The organism is Microcoleus sp. D2_18a_B4 (assembly GCF_036702475.1).
Taxonomy (GTDB): Bacteria; Cyanobacteriota; Cyanobacteriia; order Cyanobacteriales; family Microcoleaceae; genus Microcoleus.
Genome location: NZ_JAUBTL010000018.1, coordinates 65,772 through 82,645 on the forward strand (window position 1 = coordinate 65,772; position 16,874 = coordinate 82,645).

Sequence of the window (16,874 nt, forward strand, 5' to 3'; positions counted from 1 at the left end):
TGCCATTGGACAAACTAACTTTTATTCTTTCAGTAACTGGCTATGACTATTGCTTCTCTTTCCACTAAAACTTTTGATGAAACGAGCCGCCATATATTTCCTCGCCGCTCGCACTTGCCCAACAGAAGCAATGCTCTGTGGCGAATTGAAACTGGAGTAGTGCGAACTGTAACGTGGCTTGAAGATGGCACAATTATCACCTTGGGATTGTGGGGGCCTGGTGATACGATCGGCAAACCAATATCAAAATGCGATCCTTTTCAAATTGAATGCCTCACTAAAGTCGAAGCAATTTTACTATCGGGCGATCGCTGGCTAAATAGAGATATTTTGCTCACTCACATTCAGCAGGCTGAAGATTTCATGGTAATGCGAGGTTACAAAAGAGTTGATTTTATGCTCTATCAACTATTAACTTGGCTGGCTAAGAGGTTTGGTTCTGAGGTAGAGCAAGGACATCTAATAGATATGATTTTAACGCATCAGGACATTGCAGAAATCATCGGTACAAGTCGCGTAACTGTCACTCGCACCCTCGGTCATTTTGAGCAGCAAGGCTTGATCGATCGTCTGCCGCTCCACCGGATTATTCTGCAACCTTCTGAGGTCTGGCACTACGAAATATAAAAGGTTATTAACTGTTAATAGTTTACGATCGCCGATGTAGGTGATAGGAATGCGCTGCCAAAGAATTTCTTCGGTGGCAATGCGATATTCGAGCAAATTCAGAGTTCTCTAGACAGATAATTTGTAGCGAATTTGCGTTAATTAAATTTTCTCATCGACTTGTCAATAAGTTCAAAAGCAAGGGCGACGATCGCACTTGCTTTTTTCTTTGTGTTGATTTCTTTCTTCTCACTGCCAACAGATGCGATATCTCGCACCTGTTGACGGCCACCAAGTAGGTAAGTATGAATAAACTTAACTATGACTCAGCATATATCCGCCTACCTACTTAGCAGTTACTTTAAGGGGGCGGTATTGCTTGTAAAATACTCGATCCCTGCAACATTTGAGACTCTCCTGCTCTACCCGCTTCGGGGTATTCCCAAGACGGTGCAAAGGGCCGAACCAAGAATGGGCAAGCTTTCCACCCACCCTGTACCCCCACGCCGAGCATCAGGCAGTTTCCGCCCCTGTGCCCGTGCTGCTCGTAATACCGACAGTGCCGACAGCTTAAACCTACATTTACGTTGCTCACGGGATTTCTCCAACCGTTTTTGTAATAAAGATATATTAACACCTGTACACCTACCGGAATTGTGTACTATGATATAATGTACAATTTAAACTCGATCGCCAGTGGGGAATGTGGAACTATCTTCTAGAGTACAATATGCCCTGTTAGCGCTCTTGGAATTGGCGAGCCACTACCCGAAGGATTCGCCCCTAACAGTAAGCGAACTTACTGCTTCTGGTGAGATACCGGAACGCTATCTAGACCAAATTCTTGCCGTGCTGCGGCGTGCAAGTATTGTCCAGAGTTTGCGAGGTGCTAAAGGCGGTTATTTGCTGGCGAAAGAGCCTTGGCAGATTACCTTGCTAGAGGTGTTTTCGACACTCGAAGGATCCGGCAGTGGCCCGACCCAAAAAGTTTCGGAATCTGTAACAATAGAAAAAACTGCGGTGCTAGAAATCTGGCAGGAAGCTCAACAGGCATCTTGGTCTGTTTTGGGGAAATACACATTACAAGATTTGTGCGAACAGCGGGATGTTCGCAAACAAGCACATCCCATGTACTACATTTAAGGGGAGAGAAATTAAGCCATGAGAATTGCTAAGGATGTTACAGGAATAATTGGCAGAACTCCATTAGTTCAACTCAATAAAATTCCCCAAGCCGAAGGAGTAGTTGCTCGAATTGTGGCAAAATTGGAAGGGATGAATCCGGCTGCTTCGGTGAAAGATCGGATTGCGGCAAGCATGATTCAGGCGGCAGAAGATGCGGGGTTAATTCAACCGGGGAAAACTATTTTAGTTGAACCGACTTCAGGCAATACTGGAATAGCTTTGGCAATGATCGCGGCGGCGAAAGGCTACAGTCTGATTTTAACGATGCCGGATACGATGAGCACGGAACGCCGATCGATGCTGAAAGCTTACGGAGCTCAGTTGGAATTAACTCCGGGACATGAAGGGATGTTAAGCGCGATCGCCCGTGCGGAAGAAATTGTAGAAGAAACCCCCGACGCTTTCATGCTGCAACAGTTTCGCAACCCCGCTAATCCAAAAATTCACCGGGAGACAACGGCCGAGGAAATTTGGGAAGATACAGAGGGTAAAGTAGATTTTTTAGTTGCTGGAGTTGGCACCGGCGGTACGATTACTGGAGTTGCTGAAGTAATTAAACCGCGAAAGTCTAGTTTTAGGGTAATTGCAGTTGAACCAGCCAGCAGCCCCGTGCTTTCTGGAGGCAAATCTGGTGCTCACAAAATTCAAGGGATTGGTGCAGGATTCATCCCGGAAGTGTTGAAACCAGAGTTAATTGATGAAACAATTGCAGTTAGCGACGCAGATGCGATCGCCTACAGTCGCCGACTAGCCAGAGAAGAAGGATTGTTGTCAGGAATTTCTGCCGGCGCCGCTTTGTATGCCGCAATTCAAGTCGGCAAGCGTCCCGAAAATGCTGGAAAATTGATAGTTTTTGTGCAGCCTTCTTATGGCGAACGCTACCTCAGTACAGCGCTGTTCAAAGATTTAGAATTGCCGACTGTCAGCGAACTCGAAGCATTAGTCAGCAAGTATTAAATTGTAGTAGGGCATTGGTAACAACTTAACGTCAAACCGACAGTCTCTCTTGTTATATCGAAGTCTAGATCCCCCCTAACCCCCCGCCGGAGGGGGGGACAAGATTCTTCTCAAAGTCCCCCTTCTTAAGGGGGATTTAGGGGGATCTAGACTAGGCTATAAACAAGATATACAAAGGTTTGTAGGGCATTGTTGACACCAATGGGCCCGGCACTACCCCTACCTTGTAGGGCATTGGTGACAACTTAACGTCAAACCGACCGTCTCTCTTGTTATATCGAAGTCTAGATCCCCCCTAACCCCCCTTAATAAGGGGGGGACAAGATTCTTATCAAAGTCCCCCTTCTTAAGGGGGATTTAGGGGGATCTAGACTCGGCTATAAACAAGATATACAAAGGTTTGTAGGGCATTGTTGACAGCAATGGGCCCGGCACTACCCCTACTTTTCAGACTTGATACAACTTCCAACTAGCCATCGCCAACATTCCGTAAATAACAAACTTTAGCGGGCGTTGAGGCATAATTTGGCAGAATTTAGCACCTACTAAAACTCCCGGCACCGAACCCAACCAAATTGGCAAAACTAAACTCCAGTCTACCGTTCCGAGGCTGAGGTGTCCCAGAGATGTAAACATCAACAAAATTGCCGCCTGCGAAATATCTGTACCCACCAATTTAGAAGTATCCAGGCGGAAAAAAGCAATCAGCAACAGTGCAAACATCGAACCGGAAGACACGCTAGTGATTCCCACTATGCAGCCTAAAATTGCTGCCGCACTCACAGTACAAATACGGCCATAATTAGTATTTAAGTCCCATTTAGCGGGCGAAGGCAATTTAAAACTAGGGAAAAATGTTTTGACCACTAATTTGGTCAGCGATAAAGCGACTATGAGGGCGAGCGCTACTCCGAGAAAGCGCAGCAATATGCTGTCTAAGTCCTGATTTCCGCTGGATTGGATGCAGTGTAAAATCCACACGCCCGTCAGCGAACCGGGTACGCTACCCAAAGCCAGCCACTTAACTACTTGCAAGTCGAGGGTTTTTTGCTGCCAGTGTTTGAAGCCGCCAACAACTTTCATCAGTGTAGCAGCTACGACATCAGAACTAATAGCAATTGATGCTGGAATTTGAAAAACAAAAATTAACATTGGGGTGATGAGCGAGGCTCCGCCAACTCCGGTAAAACCAACGATAATGCCCACAATAAAGCTGAGAAAGGATAGTAATAAGTAGTTCACGGTTATGCCCAAAAACTGTGTATTTAAGCGCTGCCAACCAACAAATAGATAACTTGACTGGCTCCTGCAACACAGCTACACAGGCAAAAATTTACTCGCATTTCAATATTCCTAGCCAGGAATTTGGCTCTTCAACGCTTGAGACTTACCGCGCGTTCCGCTACAAAATTCTTGGTAAAAGTAAGTAAATGCAAATAAACAAAACTACATAAATTGTAGTGTAAAAGCTCCCTGATTTTCTTATATCTACCTGTGTAACTGATTAAAAACCCTGGATTTATTTATGGGGTTTATATTCGGCTTTCTACCTTGAAGTGACGAGCGTCACAGGTAAAGCAGAGCTGAGGTTAACTGACTGCTGGCCGGAAAAGAAATCGGGAGTCTCGAGAACATTAAAATGAATCAATGCCACAATGACAAGAGTGAAGGCGGTTGAGGAAACTAAACCCGTCAATAACTCTTTTTTGAGGTTTTTTTCCTTGGGTTTGTCGGCCAAAACATCTAAAGTTCCTAGCTGCATCAACAGAATTCCCACAATATTGGAAAGCCAGTAGCCGACAATTGTGCAAGGAAACAGTAAATCTGGGGAAAGCCAACTGAAGATATACCCAAAGGCGTAGGCAATTGGCAGATTGAAAAATATGTCGTTCCACCAACACAGGGGTGATAGCAAATATCCAATTGCCAGAAGCAACCCGCCTCTGATCTTTTTAAACCAGACTTCGTTAAAGCCCTTCGCTTCTGGCAACTGTTGGCTTAGTTGTCCTGCAAGCTGGTACTCTTCAATGACTTTTTTAGCGTTTTCCACGTTAATAGCTCATTACTCGATCGACTTACCGTAGTTTAACAGCCTGAATCAGTTATGTCTAGTAAGTCAATCAAGTTACCGTATTTTGTGGAATCGGCTAAATATACTTTGTTTGCGGTACTAAAATATCTATCCGAGAGAGGTTGTTGAGAATGCTGGCTGGTGATAATTTAGGCGCCGATCGACAAATTGAAAGTTTCCGGCAAATGCTTGACAGTTTGCCAAAGATATGCAGTGTCGATGCCCCAGTAAAATTGCAGGTAAACGAGTAAAAGCCCGATCGCGACTGTCACGCCCAGCAATTTCGGGACTATTTTCGCGACAGTCTCCAGCACTACGAATGCGGCCCAGATAGCAGCAGCTAAGATGAGAATGGAAGCGATCGTGGCAACTGTATCGCTGTTCATGATTAACTCCTGTTGACAATCAATCGGGTATTACAAAACTACTTGGGCTCAGGGCGGTTGCCAAAATTGAATAAATTACTCCAATCCCCAATAAGCCCACAGCGGAACTGAAAAATAAAACCATGCCGTCTGGGGGATTGTAGGTATCGTGGTCAATTTGGTGGCGAACGGTGAAGTAGTGCTTAGTTGAGATTAAGACTGTGACCCAACCTATTAGAGAGAAAATTAAACCCAACTTCCACCCCATCGCCTGACGGTAATGTACGGGCATTTGCACGACGCGAAGTCGGATGATGACGACGCCAAAACCCATGAGTGCGATCGCAGCCCGCATCCATGCTAAGAAGGTGCGCTCATTTGCCGATCGATCGATCGCCCGCGACAGATTTTGCTGTTTTGTTTTCTCATCATCTACTTGCATCGGTGGGAGCTCACATCTTGCACCATTCTCGATAAGCCTTTTTTGGGCGGGCAGGATGCCCACCCCACAAGAAAATGCACTTTTTGTGGAACAGGCATCTTGCCTATTCTTGACAATGGTGCAACATCTCAGTTGGAACGATAATTGCACGCGATCGAACTCTTTAATATTCATATTAAACCGCCACCATTATTCAGGTGCCATCAAACCAAATGAGCTAGAAGGAACGGTGAACATATAATAAATTACCCCAGCTCCTAGGAGTGCGATCGCGAGGCTAAAAAGAATTACCCAGCGATCCGTAGGTTCATAAGTATCGTAATCGATATCGTGACGGACGCCAAAGTAGTGCTTAGTTGAGAATAACACCGTCAGCAAACCCACTGCTGAAAAAAGCAAACCCAACTTCCAGCCATTGCCGGGAGTTGGGAGTAGAGGGGGATGAAAGGTGCGAAGGCGCACGATAACTACGCCAAAACCCATCAGCGATATTGCTGTCCGCATCCATGCTAAATAAGTGCGCTCGTTTGCCAAGTGATCCCGCACCCGCGACGGATTTGGTCGCTTAATCTTTTCTGTATTTACTTTTGTGGATTTCCAATTTAATAGCATAGATAAACCTTTTAATTTTAACGGGAAATGAGAAGGTAAACCGATATATTTGCGCTGGGATGATTATCCGCCGGGTATAAATACCCGGCGGGATTTTGCGTTGCAACTGGCTTTAAACAGCCGATCGCATTACAACTTCACCAAAACTAATCATTTTCCTCAGTTGGTGCGTTGGGAACTTGCGTATCTATGTAAGCCTGAGTCACATCAGGAACAAACCAATTCGCATCCCCAGGCTGGAAAACCTTAGCAGTAGGAACGTTGAATTCTACAGCCCCCGTAGCGGGATTAGCTCTGGCTACAACTTGAGTGCCGTCAACTATCTTAACAGCTAGACCGCCAGTCAATTCTTCTGAAGGTTGATCGGTCGTTCTTAAATCGGTTGCTTTGACATCGCTGGCTAGATAAATTCCATCGCAATCCCATTTATGTTCAGTTGTTTGGCCGTCAGCTAGAAAATAAAGGGCATTCTCGTAAGAAGACTCCGCTGCTTTTTTGCGTTTCGGGCCGTAGACAGCCAGGGTTTTTCCTGTCTCGTTGCGGCACTGACCCCAAGGTTTTCCCGTTTCTAAAGTGTATTTTTGAAACTCCAATTGAGAGATTTTTTGCTGAAGTTGCTCAGGGGTATAATTCTGGGCGGTATCGGGTGCGTCTTTCGCTGCCTTGAGAGTGTTCAGAGCTTGAGTCACCTCTATGTAGTCGGGATTGCTCGCATATTTCGGCGTTTTTGGAGCGTCGGCCCAGGATGGGGGAACGAATACTAAATTGGCGGTCATTACCAAGAGCACTAAAACAAATTTGAAGATTTTCACAATTTTTCTCCTTTTCTCGATTGTCAGGTTTTTTCCAACTTTCTGTTTGCTTGCTATTTTAGGACTTAGGCAAAAACGATATCTCTTTAACTGGTTTGCCTGAAAAACCAAATTTTGCCGAAGCGAAAAATCTGTTTTTTTAGCATTATACCTATTGTCAAAGTCGCTCGGCGTGGGGTAGTGGCGAAGCGAGCGGGCGAGCGTTTAGGGATTAATCCTCAATTTTTTAGCTCGGTTTGATTCACCACTACAGGATTTCTTGAGACAAGAGGTATATTGTTGCCTAAGTCTTGGCAATTGGCTAGCTCAAAAGATGGTTTCAAGTTTCGTGACTACTTGAGGCTAAATTAGTTTGAAGCTGGTTTTAGCTTGGTCACTCACTTCATTATTAACTTAGCATATTTGTTGATAACTTTCAAGCAATTTACCGCCATTTTTAAGCAAATAATTGTTAAGGTAAAAGTGATGAGTTAGGACTTATGACTTATGGCAAATTATCTACCGACAGAGGGATGAAAGTAGCGAAACCTTGGCCGATCATTAGTTAGATTAAAATGGCGGGAGCAGCCGATAACTACCACTTTCAATCAGGATGAAGATTCCCAAACCAATCAATACAAAAGGGACAGCAGCCTTGGTATAGCGAGTCAAAATATGGGCGATCGCCCTTTGGCGAGTTAACCGGTAAGCGACATAAGACCAAACACCTACCATCACCGAGAAAACCGCCAAAATTACCACCAAGCTCGGCAAATCGCTGCTAGCAAACAGCGGCAAATAAATGCCGATATTGTCACCCCCGTTAGCCACTGTTACCGCAGCCACATTCAAAGTTTGGGGGTTGAAAAGATTTACTAGCTTTGACACAGGTGAATTAGATTTCCGGTTAAATTCGCCCGATACTGCTTGTACTTCATCTTCATCATTTCCTCTCTTGACTAAGTGACTGATGCCGATCGCGATCGGAACCAAACCCAGCAAGCCAATCCAAGCTTTCGGCACAATTAAACCGCCAAAAAAACCGGGCAAACTAGCAGCGATGAGTGCTGCAAATCCGAGGTACTTACCGACAAAGATATGCCGGGGGCGGAAAGTATCATTTACCTGGGCGAAGAACAGCATCGAAAGCACCATATCGTCGATATTGGTTGCGGCAAAAGATGTAATCCCGGCAATAATCGCTGCTGCAATCCAATTCATGTGCTGTCCCTGCAATTTTTTTAAACTTCAGTTCCGCTGGCGTTACTTCTGCTCATCGTTATCAAACAGAAAGCGCAACCAACTAAAGATATTATACTTAAAGTGGGGCTTGCCAGAGTGCCGCTTTTAACCAGAATCGCCATTCCCAATCCGATTAAAACAAAAGGCACAAGCTGATTGCCGTAGCGAGTCAAAGTATCTGCGATCGCCCGCATCTGAATTAACCGATAAGCAGCGTAGCACCAAACGCCCACCATCCCGAAGAATACAGTGAGAATCACCGCCAAACTTTCTAAAGTATTGCTAGCAAAAAGCGGCACATATATCCCGATATTGTCGCCGCCATTTGCCACAGTCACCGCTGCTACGCTGTAAGTTTGAGGAGACAGAAAACTGCTAAAAAAAGATTTCTCAGATTGCTCTAATTCTGCCTCAACTTCCGAATCGTCAGTTTCTGGATTCAGCAAGCGGCTAAGCCCGATCGCAATTGGCAGCAAACCCAGCATTCCGATCCAATCTGGGGGAAAGATTAAGCGGCCAAAAAAGCCGGGAAGGCTAACAAAAACCAGTGCAGTAAAGCCCAGAAACTGACCGAACACGATATGCCTGCGCCGAAATACGGCATTCACCTGCGAGAAAAACAGCAGCAGAATCAGAATATCGTCCAGATTCGTAGCCGTAAAAGCTGTCATTCCCGTAGAAATAGCTGTTAGTAATTCATTCATTTCTGTGTCTCCTCAGATTTTTTATTTGGTTGTACTTGCTGGGATCGTATCTTCGGAACGGGCAAGATGCCCGTTCCACAAAAATTAAATTTTATTGTGGGTTCTTGATTCTAGCCCGCCATTGAAATGCTGATTGACAATGCTGCAATATCTCAGTAAAAACCCAGTTGCTAAAAACTATTAGTCCTGACTGTGAACTGGTAACTGTTAATCAAAAACGATCGCTGTCAAAGGGAACTGCTTTCAATCGAACACCACCGTAAATTGCATTTTCTTCCTCGAATCTGGCATGAATTGCGTCAATACCCTGCTCCATCGAACCCACAAGTCCCGGAGAACGCAGCCGTTGCCAGAAAAACCATCCGCAAGTAGCCACCAAGTACATCAAGAACAAGTAAGGAAACGCATCGTAAGGAGCTTCTGGAGGTGGGAACATAGTGCTGCCTGGAATGCCCACGCTGCCCGCAATCGGAATCATCATAAATGCGATCGCCACAGCCGAAAACGCTACATCCCGCACGCGCAATTTACCAATTTTGTGCAGGTACATCGGTGCGGCGATCGAAATTAAGACGTACACTGTTAAAAATCCGTAGCTGCAAATTGCCCCCAAATAACCCATACAATCGAACAGTTTGATGTTAAACATAGACATCACAGCAGGCACCAAAAATGTCATAAATGTACACATCGTTACTGCAACGTGGGGAGTTCTATTAGATGAATGCGCTACACCTAATGAAGAGTGAAACAAACCGTGCCGCGCCATCATAAAAAACACTCTCGCGGCTGGATTGATGCTGCCGAGCACGCAAGCAAAAAAGCTAAATAAAGCGCCGAAAGCCACTAACTCTCCCAGCCAACCCATGCCCACTTGTTGCGCTAGAAAAGTCAGAGGTTCTTCACTATTAGTAATAGAAACTCCTGTACCGCTAAAACCCAAAACCTCAATATAGGTCATCAGAATGAAGAATAAGCCTGCCATGACAGCACTGCCCATGACAGCCCTGGGGATATTTTTTAAGGGTTTTTTCGCTTCGTCGCCCAGAGATGTAGCGCTTTCAAAACCAGAGAAACCAAACATGACTAATACAAGTCCCGTCGCTATATTGCCGGGAGTTACGCCTTCCAAAGTTAATTGCGACATATCCAGGGCAAAACCTTTGTGCGCCCAAATGATCATTCCCAAGATAAAAATCGCTGCCACTGATGCCCCCTCCAGCCACAGCATCGCCATAGCAGAGAGTTGGATATCTTTATAACCTGCATACCAAGCAACGCCGGCCCCGATCGCTAACAGCGTAATCGGTGACGGATGGATGCCTAAATGACCGATGAAAGTACCCGTAAAGTTGGCAAAACCACACAAAACGGCCATCGCAGTAAATAGATAAGCGAGTACCAAACTCCAGCCGCAAATTACGCCGGCAGTCGGGCCTAGTCCTTTAACAATATAAGAATAAAGAGAACCGGCAGAAGCCGATCGACTTGCAAATTGGTTGATATTGATGCTGACAAATACTAGGCCTATCAAGCCGATGAGAAAGCTCAGCCAAGCCCCGTTACCCGAAAGAGCGACGATTAACCCTATATTTGATGCTGGTATCGTTGTAGGTGCAATGACGGCAAAGGATTGAGCTAAAACCTCCCCGAAGGAGAGGCAGTCCGGCTTTAAGCCGTGGGGACTGTGATTTTTTGGCGTTTTCTTGGTCATTTATCTTCTCTATTTTTGTCGATCGACTTTTGGCGATCGGCTTAAACTTGTCGGTGCTGCTTCAGCATCGGGCCCTGCGTTAGAAGCTTAAGTATCACCTTAAGGCTCTTTACAGGTAGAATCAAATGTTGTTTTTTATCGAATTAATAAATACAAGTGATGCAATGCTGCAGCCAAAGAACTGTTGGAAGACGACACCTATCTGTCGCCACCAGCCCAAACCCTTGATATTAAAAGGAAAATTTAAATAGCGGCTGGCAACCGTCCTTTTTTGGTAATTCCAACCTGTACCAGAGACTCGATCGAAAAGTTCACGTCAAAGCTTAGCCGCAAGAGATTTTAATCTCAAAAAATAACTGTATTTAGTAAAGGAACCCTCAGCATGGCCGGAATGACACTTGACCAACTGCGAGTTTTTCTAGCTGTCGCGGAACACCTGCACTTCAGCCGCGCGGCGGAGGAACTTTACATCACCCAACCCGCTGTCAGCGCGACAATCCAAAGCTTAGAGGCGCAATACGGAGTAAAACTATTTCACCGCATCGGCCGCCGCATCGAAATCACAGATGCTGGGAAGTTGCTGCAAGTTGAAACGCAGAAAATTCTAGACCAAGTTGCTTTGACAGAGAGAGGTTTGCGGGAGTTGAACGACTTGCAGCGAGGCGAATTAAACTTGGGTTGCAGTCTGACCATTGGCAATTATTGGTTGCCTGATAAACTTAGCAAGTTCAAACAAAAATATCCTGGTATTTGCGTGAATTGTACTCTGGCAAATGCCGAAGAAATTTGTGCGGGGACGGCCACGGGAACATTTGATTTGGGTTTAGTGACGGGAGATATTAAAGCTTCGCTTAAGAGCACTCTGGAGGAAGAAATTGTAGGCAGCGAACGCTTGCTGATTGTAGTTGGCAAATCTCACCCTTGGTTTGAACGTGCAGAGGTTAGTTTAACGGAAATTGTGAAAACGGATTGGGTGATGCGAGAAGCTGGTTCTGGAGTTCAGCAAATGTTGGAACAAGCTTTGCAAAGTTGGGGCATTAATCCCCAGGAATTGAATGTAACTTTAGTTTTGAACAGCAGTGAAATGGTAAAAGCAGTGGTGGAAAGCGGCACAGGTGCAGCGGCTATTCCTGAATTGATGGTAAAAAAAGAATTGCAGCTATCTACACTGCGAGCAATAAAAATTTCAGCTAGCGAACCGAGTTCAAATGTATCTTTTGAAATAATTAAACCTGTTTTGAAACTGAAACACCGACAGCGCTTTCAAACGGGAATTGCTAAAGCCTTTGAACAGATATTAACTTAAGATGCTGGTAAGTGCTAATTCAGGACTTACGCACCAATACTCAAGAAATCAGTTTTTTTACCGGCATAAAAAGCTAAACGCCGTGTATTTTCGTAAAAAACCCGGTTTCTGCCCACCTGTGCGTCCAGGATTATAATTATCTCTCAATCAATTTCCTCAAGTCCAATAAATTTTTCCCCCCATCACCAACAATCAGCGGCAATTTCCCATCCCATTTTTCTATAGCCTGCCTTTCCAAAAGTTCGGGAGTCAAATTGTCCCGCAGCAACCTTTGCACTTCGGCTTCTCCCTTGGCTAAATTCACCTTAGCCTCGGCCTGTTTTACTGCCTTCAGCGCTAAAAACTCCCCTCTTTTTGCCTCCTGTTCGGCAATTTGTTTCGCCTCCACCGCCTCGCTAAACCGCTCAGAAAAGTGAACGTGTACTAAAGAAATATCGTCAACGGCAATGTGATATGTAACCAGCCTCAAGGTCAAAGAATCATCAACTGCGGCTTTAACTTCTCCCCGTTTAGTAATTATTTCTTCAGCCGTGTATTTTGCCATAACTGCTTTTAATACTTCTTCAACTGCCGGATCGATAATGCGAGCCACGACTTCTTTTTCGTCACCTATTTGTTGAAAAATAGCATTTGCTTCTTCTGGGATAATGTGCCAATTGAGCGCTACATCCGTAAAAACATCTTGCAAATCTTTTGAGGAAGCTTCAGCGGAACTTTCCTGTTTTTGTACCCTGACGCTCAACTTTTTTACAGTATAAACTGTGGGAACTATTACGTGAATTCCTTCTCCTAGTACCTGTTCTTGCACTTTGCCAAACTGCATCAGCACGCCCCGTTCTCCAGCGTTGACTATGATAAAAAATTTGGACAAAATAGCTAAAAATACTATTACTAGAGCTAGTTGAACAGCTAGGTAAAAATCCTTATTTTTTTTATTGCTGGATTTGAGGGAGTCAACGTTACTGCTGGATTCTAAAACCATATTCCACCCCGATCGCCCTTAATTCAATGACCAATATTGATTTAACCAATCTTCTATTTTCCTGCCATCAACAACTGTTCAAAATCCGCTGCAGGCAAAGGAGGACTGAAAAAATATCCTTGCATTGTATCGCACTTGTAGCGCCAGAGAAAATCTTTTTCTGCTTCTGTTTCAACTCCTTCGGCAACTACCTCAAGACAGAGACTGTGCGCCATTTCAATAATAGCTTTCACAATCGCTGCATTTGTGCAACCATCGGTGATATTGCTGATAAAACAGCGGTCTATTTTTAAAGTATCGAAGGGGTATTGCGTCAGATAGCTTAAAGAAGAATACCCTGTTCCGAAATCGTCAAGAGATATACAAACTCCCAAATTTTTCAAATGTTGCAAAGTCGCGATCGCACTTTCCGCATCTTCTACCATCAAACTTTCTGTCAGCTCTAATTCTAAACTGCTCGCTTGCAAACCAGTTTCTGCTAAAATTTGGGCAACTCTGCTGCTGAGATCCGGTTGGTGAAATTGGCGGGGCGACAGATTCACCGCTACCCGCAGCCCCGAAAAACCAGCATTTTCCCAAACTTGCATTTGCCTGCAAGCTGTCTGCAAAACCCACTCCCCTAACTGTACAATGAAGCCAGTTGCTTCGGCATGGGGAATAAATTCTGCGGGCGAAATCAGCCCTTTTTCTGGATGCAGCCAGCGCACTAAAGCTTCTGCGCTGATAATTTTACCCGTGTGGACATTGACCTGCGGCTGATAATAAACTTGGAATTCTTCTCGTTCCAGTGCGTCGCACAAACTTGTTTTTATCCGCTCTAATTTGTCGGCGGCATCTTGGATCAATTCGCTGCTTTGCGATCGCAAAGTATTGTACTGTTCGGCGACAGCTTCTTGTTTTTTCAAGCGGCTCGATATCGCCCCCACAAGTTCAGCTTTACTAAAAGGTTTAGTCAGGTAATCATCTGCGCCCAATTCCATACCTTGCCGCATTTCAGAGCGATCGGCTTTACCAGTGAGAAAAACAAAAGGTACTGTAGCAGTAACAGGATTAGATCGCAAGGCCACCAGCACCCCATACCCGTCAAGTTCTGGCATCATCACGTCGCAAATAATCACGTCGGGAACATTTGACACCGCCGCATATAAACCTTGCGATCCATTTTCTGCACCCGTCACGTCGAAACCTTCAGCTTTAAGAAGTTTGAGAATATTCTCGCGAATTACTTGCTCGTCCTCAATCACTAGAATCTTTTTCATACGTCATTCCCTGAAAGCGGTATAATTGATAGGCGTTACTGAACGCGATCAGCGTCCCAATAACTGAGAACGCACAGCTCGATCGACCAAACAGCGGAATATTTTCCGACACAAATAGCAAACACCTGAAAAACGCTAATTTTTCAAGCACAACTAGATTAATGTTTCTGTGCTTACTCAGTGCCGTCCGTATTATTACGAGGTTAATTCATAATCTCTCAACTAATTCTAGGCGATCGACAGTTAGCAGCGCCTTAAATAACTGCTAAACTAATTGTGCCGCCTGAACGATTGTCTGCAAACAATCTCAGCCTATTTATACCAGTTGCCAAAAACCATGCAACTGCAAGCAAGTTCCAAACCCTTGCATAGTCAGTCTTTCCCCCTTCTTGAATGTAAAATCTCAACTTTTAAATCTCAAATGGTATTACCTACTGGATTCCCTGAACCCGCACAGATTGGGGTGATAGAAGTTAAGCAATATCCTCAGTACCGCGCTGTCACCTACACCCACGCGGGCGATTTGCGACAAGCAACTGGCATCGCCTTCAATCCCTTATTTCAACACATCAGCAACAACCAAATTGCGATGACAACACCAGTAGAAGCGCGCTACACGGAAACTTCCGGGCAAATCGATGCAGTTCCCCAAGCTGAAGTTTCGTTCCTCTATCCCGCACCAAATATCGCCCCCAGTAGCGTTAACTCCGCTGTAGAAATCACGGATACTTCGCCGATGACGGTTGTCAGCATCGGCGTGCGCGGGGCCTACACTTGGGAAAGCTACGAAAATAACCTCCAGAAACTCAAAGATTGGCTTCAAGAACATCCTGAATACGAAATAGTCGGGCCGCCGCGCCGCTTTTTTTACAATTCCCCGATGACGCCGGAAGCAACTAAAATCAGCGAGGTACAAATTCCGATCAAGTGCCGCTGACGTGAACAACTAATTCGCGAATGTGACCCCGCTGGCGGTGTTCCCACAGGTAAATTCCCTGCCAAGTTCCTAACAGCAACCTGCCGCGATCGATCGGGATTTGTTCAGAAGTATGAGTCAGCGCAGTGCGAATGTGCGCCGGCATATCGTCTGGGCCTTCGGCATCGTGAATGTAGCGATCGTCCTCCGGTACCAGTTTAGCCAAAAAGTTAGCCAAATCCTTAAGTACATCCGGGTCAGCATTTTCTTGAATCACCAAACTAGCAGAAGTGTGACGCAAAAACAAGCTACAAAGTCCTGTTTTAATACCTGAATTCGCCACCGCATCTTCTATCTTAGGAGTGATTTTGGACAGAGATTTCCCGGTAGTTTGAATCTTGAGTATCTGTTGATAGTGATTCATTCGATTCTAGATTGTAGATTGTAGATTTTAGATTTTGGATGAGACTGATGCAAAAGTCTTCGGTTCGGGGAGGTAGACTTTGTTTGTGTAAGATCGATTTCTAATCGGACTTATGAAAAATAGTCTACAACAGCTTGGGCGATATCCTCCGTACCATTTTTATCCAATTTATCCGACAAACGGGGCGGATGTAGCGGTTGTCGCAAAAACTCCCAATCCCCCTCAAAGAACTCCGTCGCCGTCAAAATTTGATGTTCCGCATAATTTTGAATCCCTTCCAGCAACACCGCAGCTTCTGCAAAACCTTCTCTCCTTATAGAAACAACAGGTATTTCCAAACGCAAAGCTTCCGCAAAAGTGCTGTATCCCGGTTTAGAAACTAAGCGCCCGCAGACAGGCATAATATCAACCGGACGCGGTAAAATCGGGAAAGATTGTGCAAACTCCTGATTTTTGACATAAATCAAATTCGGCAAATCGGGAGATCCCGCATCAAAAGTAATAAATTGCCAGTCGCTAAATTGCTGTAAATTTTGATAAGGAATTTCCTCTAAACCCAATCCGCCGAACGTCAGCAATACAGTTTTTTCCAGCGGTGTTTCGATGCCGAATACTTCCCGAATTTTTTCGTTAGTGTAGCGAGGATTGCCGCCAGTCAACCCCACATCTTGAATATGTGGGAAAGCTGTCATCGGTTCGTGCAAAGGAAGACGAAAAAGGCGATCGCACATTCCGAAACATTCACCAATCCAATCTGCCATTTCTACAAATTCCCCGCCCCAATCGCGATAGATAAAATCCCACCCAAAATTGCTCATCATCCAGCAAGGAACCCCAGCCGCTGCCGCCATTCGCGTTGCCAAAGGAGGAATGTCTGCCAGCACCAAACCCACCCGATTTTGCTTGATAAAAGTAACTTCGCTGGCAATTAGGGAATTTTGCTTTTTCCGAATTTCCCGCAATTTTTCCAGCGTCGCCTCTTTATCCATATTCAAACTGTCAGCTTGCACCACACCCACATCAAAAGCGCGGGGACGGTGGATAAAGTCGCCACTAATATAAGATTCTAGCAGCCAGCGAGGTGCTGTTGTTGTGATAATTAGTAAGATATCTGGATTTAATTCTTGAATTTTTGCAGCTACGGATGAGACTCGGACAGCGTGGCCGAATCCGTGATTTGTGATGGCAATATATAATGTTGGTCGAGACATTGATAATAGGGAATGGGGAATTGGGAATTGGGAATTGGGCATCGGGCATGGGGAATTGGGAATTGGGAATTGGAGGTAGAGACTGGA

The 16,874-nt window shown here is 45.1% G+C and carries 18 protein-coding genes; 5 read left to right on the forward strand and 13 right to left on the reverse strand.

What is annotated here, in order from left to right:
• The first annotated feature begins 42 nt into the window (after window positions 1–42).
• The 3 genes from QUB04_RS13230 to cysK all read left to right on the forward strand — a co-directional run bounded on the left by QUB04_RS13230 (window position 43) and on the right by cysK (window position 2,748).
• On the forward strand, window positions 43–627 hold the full coding sequence (locus QUB04_RS13230; protein WP_333284840.1) for a Crp/Fnr family transcriptional regulator: 585 nt from the start codon (window positions 43–45) through the stop codon (window positions 625–627).
• Window positions 628–1,311: 684 nt separating this feature from the next.
• Entirely contained in the window at window positions 1,312–1,749 is a 438-nt protein-coding gene (locus QUB04_RS13235; RefSeq protein WP_333284842.1) for an Rrf2 family transcriptional regulator, read from the forward strand.
• Window positions 1,750–1,767: 18 nt separating this feature from the next.
• Entirely contained in the window at window positions 1,768–2,748 is a 981-nt protein-coding gene (gene cysK / locus QUB04_RS13240; RefSeq protein WP_333143086.1) for a cysteine synthase A, read from the forward strand.
• A 447-nt stretch (window positions 2,749–3,195) separates the two neighbouring features.
• Here cysK and QUB04_RS13245 read toward each other — a convergent pair whose 3' ends face one another.
• The 9 genes from QUB04_RS13245 to QUB04_RS13285 form a co-directional block, all read right to left on the reverse strand.
• The gene (locus QUB04_RS13245) at window positions 3,196–3,990 is read right to left on the reverse strand and encodes a sulfite exporter TauE/SafE family protein (protein ID WP_333284844.1); all 795 of its coding nucleotides are present in this window, start codon (window positions 3,988–3,990) and stop codon (window positions 3,196–3,198) included.
• A gap of 304 nt (window positions 3,991–4,294) precedes the next feature.
• Window positions 4,295–4,798: a hypothetical protein gene (locus tag QUB04_RS13250; RefSeq protein ID WP_333284846.1), complete on the reverse strand. Its 504-nt coding sequence runs from the start codon at window positions 4,796–4,798 to the stop codon at window positions 4,295–4,297.
• 170 nt (window positions 4,799–4,968) lie between these two features.
• Window positions 4,969–5,205 carry a hypothetical protein gene (locus tag QUB04_RS13255; protein WP_333146427.1) on the reverse strand — a complete coding sequence of 79 codons (237 nt, stop codon included), beginning with the start codon at window positions 5,203–5,205 and terminating at the stop codon, window positions 4,969–4,971.
• A gap of 19 nt (window positions 5,206–5,224) precedes the next feature.
• On the reverse strand, window positions 5,225–5,800 hold the full coding sequence (locus tag QUB04_RS13260) for a DUF202 domain-containing protein (protein ID WP_333284848.1): 576 nt from the start codon (window positions 5,798–5,800) through the stop codon (window positions 5,225–5,227).
• A 15-nt stretch (window positions 5,801–5,815) separates the two neighbouring features.
• On the reverse strand, window positions 5,816–6,238 hold the full coding sequence (locus QUB04_RS13265; RefSeq protein WP_333284850.1) for a DUF202 domain-containing protein: 423 nt from the start codon (window positions 6,236–6,238) through the stop codon (window positions 5,816–5,818).
• 146 nt (window positions 6,239–6,384) lie between these two features.
• Complete coding sequence (locus QUB04_RS13270; RefSeq protein WP_333284852.1) at window positions 6,385–7,050, reverse strand: hypothetical protein; 666 nt, start codon at window positions 7,048–7,050, stop codon at window positions 6,385–6,387.
• Between the two features lie 549 nt (window positions 7,051–7,599).
• Window positions 7,600–8,250: a cadmium resistance transporter gene (locus QUB04_RS13275; protein WP_333284854.1), complete on the reverse strand. Its 651-nt coding sequence runs from the start codon at window positions 8,248–8,250 to the stop codon at window positions 7,600–7,602.
• 20 nt (window positions 8,251–8,270) lie between these two features.
• Window positions 8,271–8,975, reverse strand: a complete 705-nt coding sequence (locus tag QUB04_RS13280; RefSeq protein WP_333284856.1) for a cadmium resistance transporter — start codon at window positions 8,973–8,975, stop codon at window positions 8,271–8,273.
• A 211-nt stretch (window positions 8,976–9,186) separates the two neighbouring features.
• Window positions 9,187–10,689 carry an APC family permease gene (locus QUB04_RS13285; protein WP_333284858.1) on the reverse strand — a complete coding sequence of 501 codons (1,503 nt, stop codon included), beginning with the start codon at window positions 10,687–10,689 and terminating at the stop codon, window positions 9,187–9,189.
• A 391-nt stretch (window positions 10,690–11,080) separates the two neighbouring features.
• Between QUB04_RS13285 and QUB04_RS13290 the strand changes: the two genes are divergently transcribed.
• Window positions 11,081–11,995, forward strand: a complete 915-nt coding sequence (locus QUB04_RS13290) for a LysR family transcriptional regulator (RefSeq protein ID WP_333284859.1) — start codon at window positions 11,081–11,083, stop codon at window positions 11,993–11,995.
• Window positions 11,996–12,131: 136 nt separating this feature from the next.
• Here QUB04_RS13290 and QUB04_RS13295 read toward each other — a convergent pair whose 3' ends face one another.
• Together QUB04_RS13295 and QUB04_RS13300 are read right to left on the reverse strand one after the other, a co-directional pair.
• Entirely contained in the window at window positions 12,132–12,977 is an 846-nt protein-coding gene (locus QUB04_RS13295) for a prohibitin family protein (RefSeq protein WP_333284861.1), read from the reverse strand.
• 53 nt (window positions 12,978–13,030) lie between these two features.
• Entirely contained in the window at window positions 13,031–14,236 is a 1,206-nt protein-coding gene (locus QUB04_RS13300; protein WP_333284863.1) for an EAL domain-containing response regulator, read from the reverse strand.
• A gap of 421 nt (window positions 14,237–14,657) precedes the next feature.
• On the opposite strand from QUB04_RS13300, the gene QUB04_RS13305 reads away from it, so the two are divergent.
• The gene (locus tag QUB04_RS13305; RefSeq protein WP_333102701.1) at window positions 14,658–15,173 is read left to right on the forward strand and encodes a heme-binding protein; all 516 of its coding nucleotides are present in this window, start codon (window positions 14,658–14,660) and stop codon (window positions 15,171–15,173) included.
• Here QUB04_RS13305 and QUB04_RS13310 read toward each other — a convergent pair.
• A complete protein-coding gene (locus tag QUB04_RS13310; protein ID WP_006631723.1) occupies window positions 15,160–15,576 on the reverse strand; it encodes a secondary thiamine-phosphate synthase enzyme YjbQ in 417 nt (138 codons plus the stop codon). The genes QUB04_RS13305 and QUB04_RS13310 overlap by 14 nt on opposite strands.
• Window positions 15,577–15,686: 110 nt before the next feature.
• On the reverse strand, window positions 15,687–16,787 hold the full coding sequence (locus QUB04_RS13315) for a glycosyl transferase (protein WP_333284865.1): 1,101 nt from the start codon (window positions 16,785–16,787) through the stop codon (window positions 15,687–15,689).
• Window positions 16,788–16,874 lie beyond the last annotated feature (87 nt).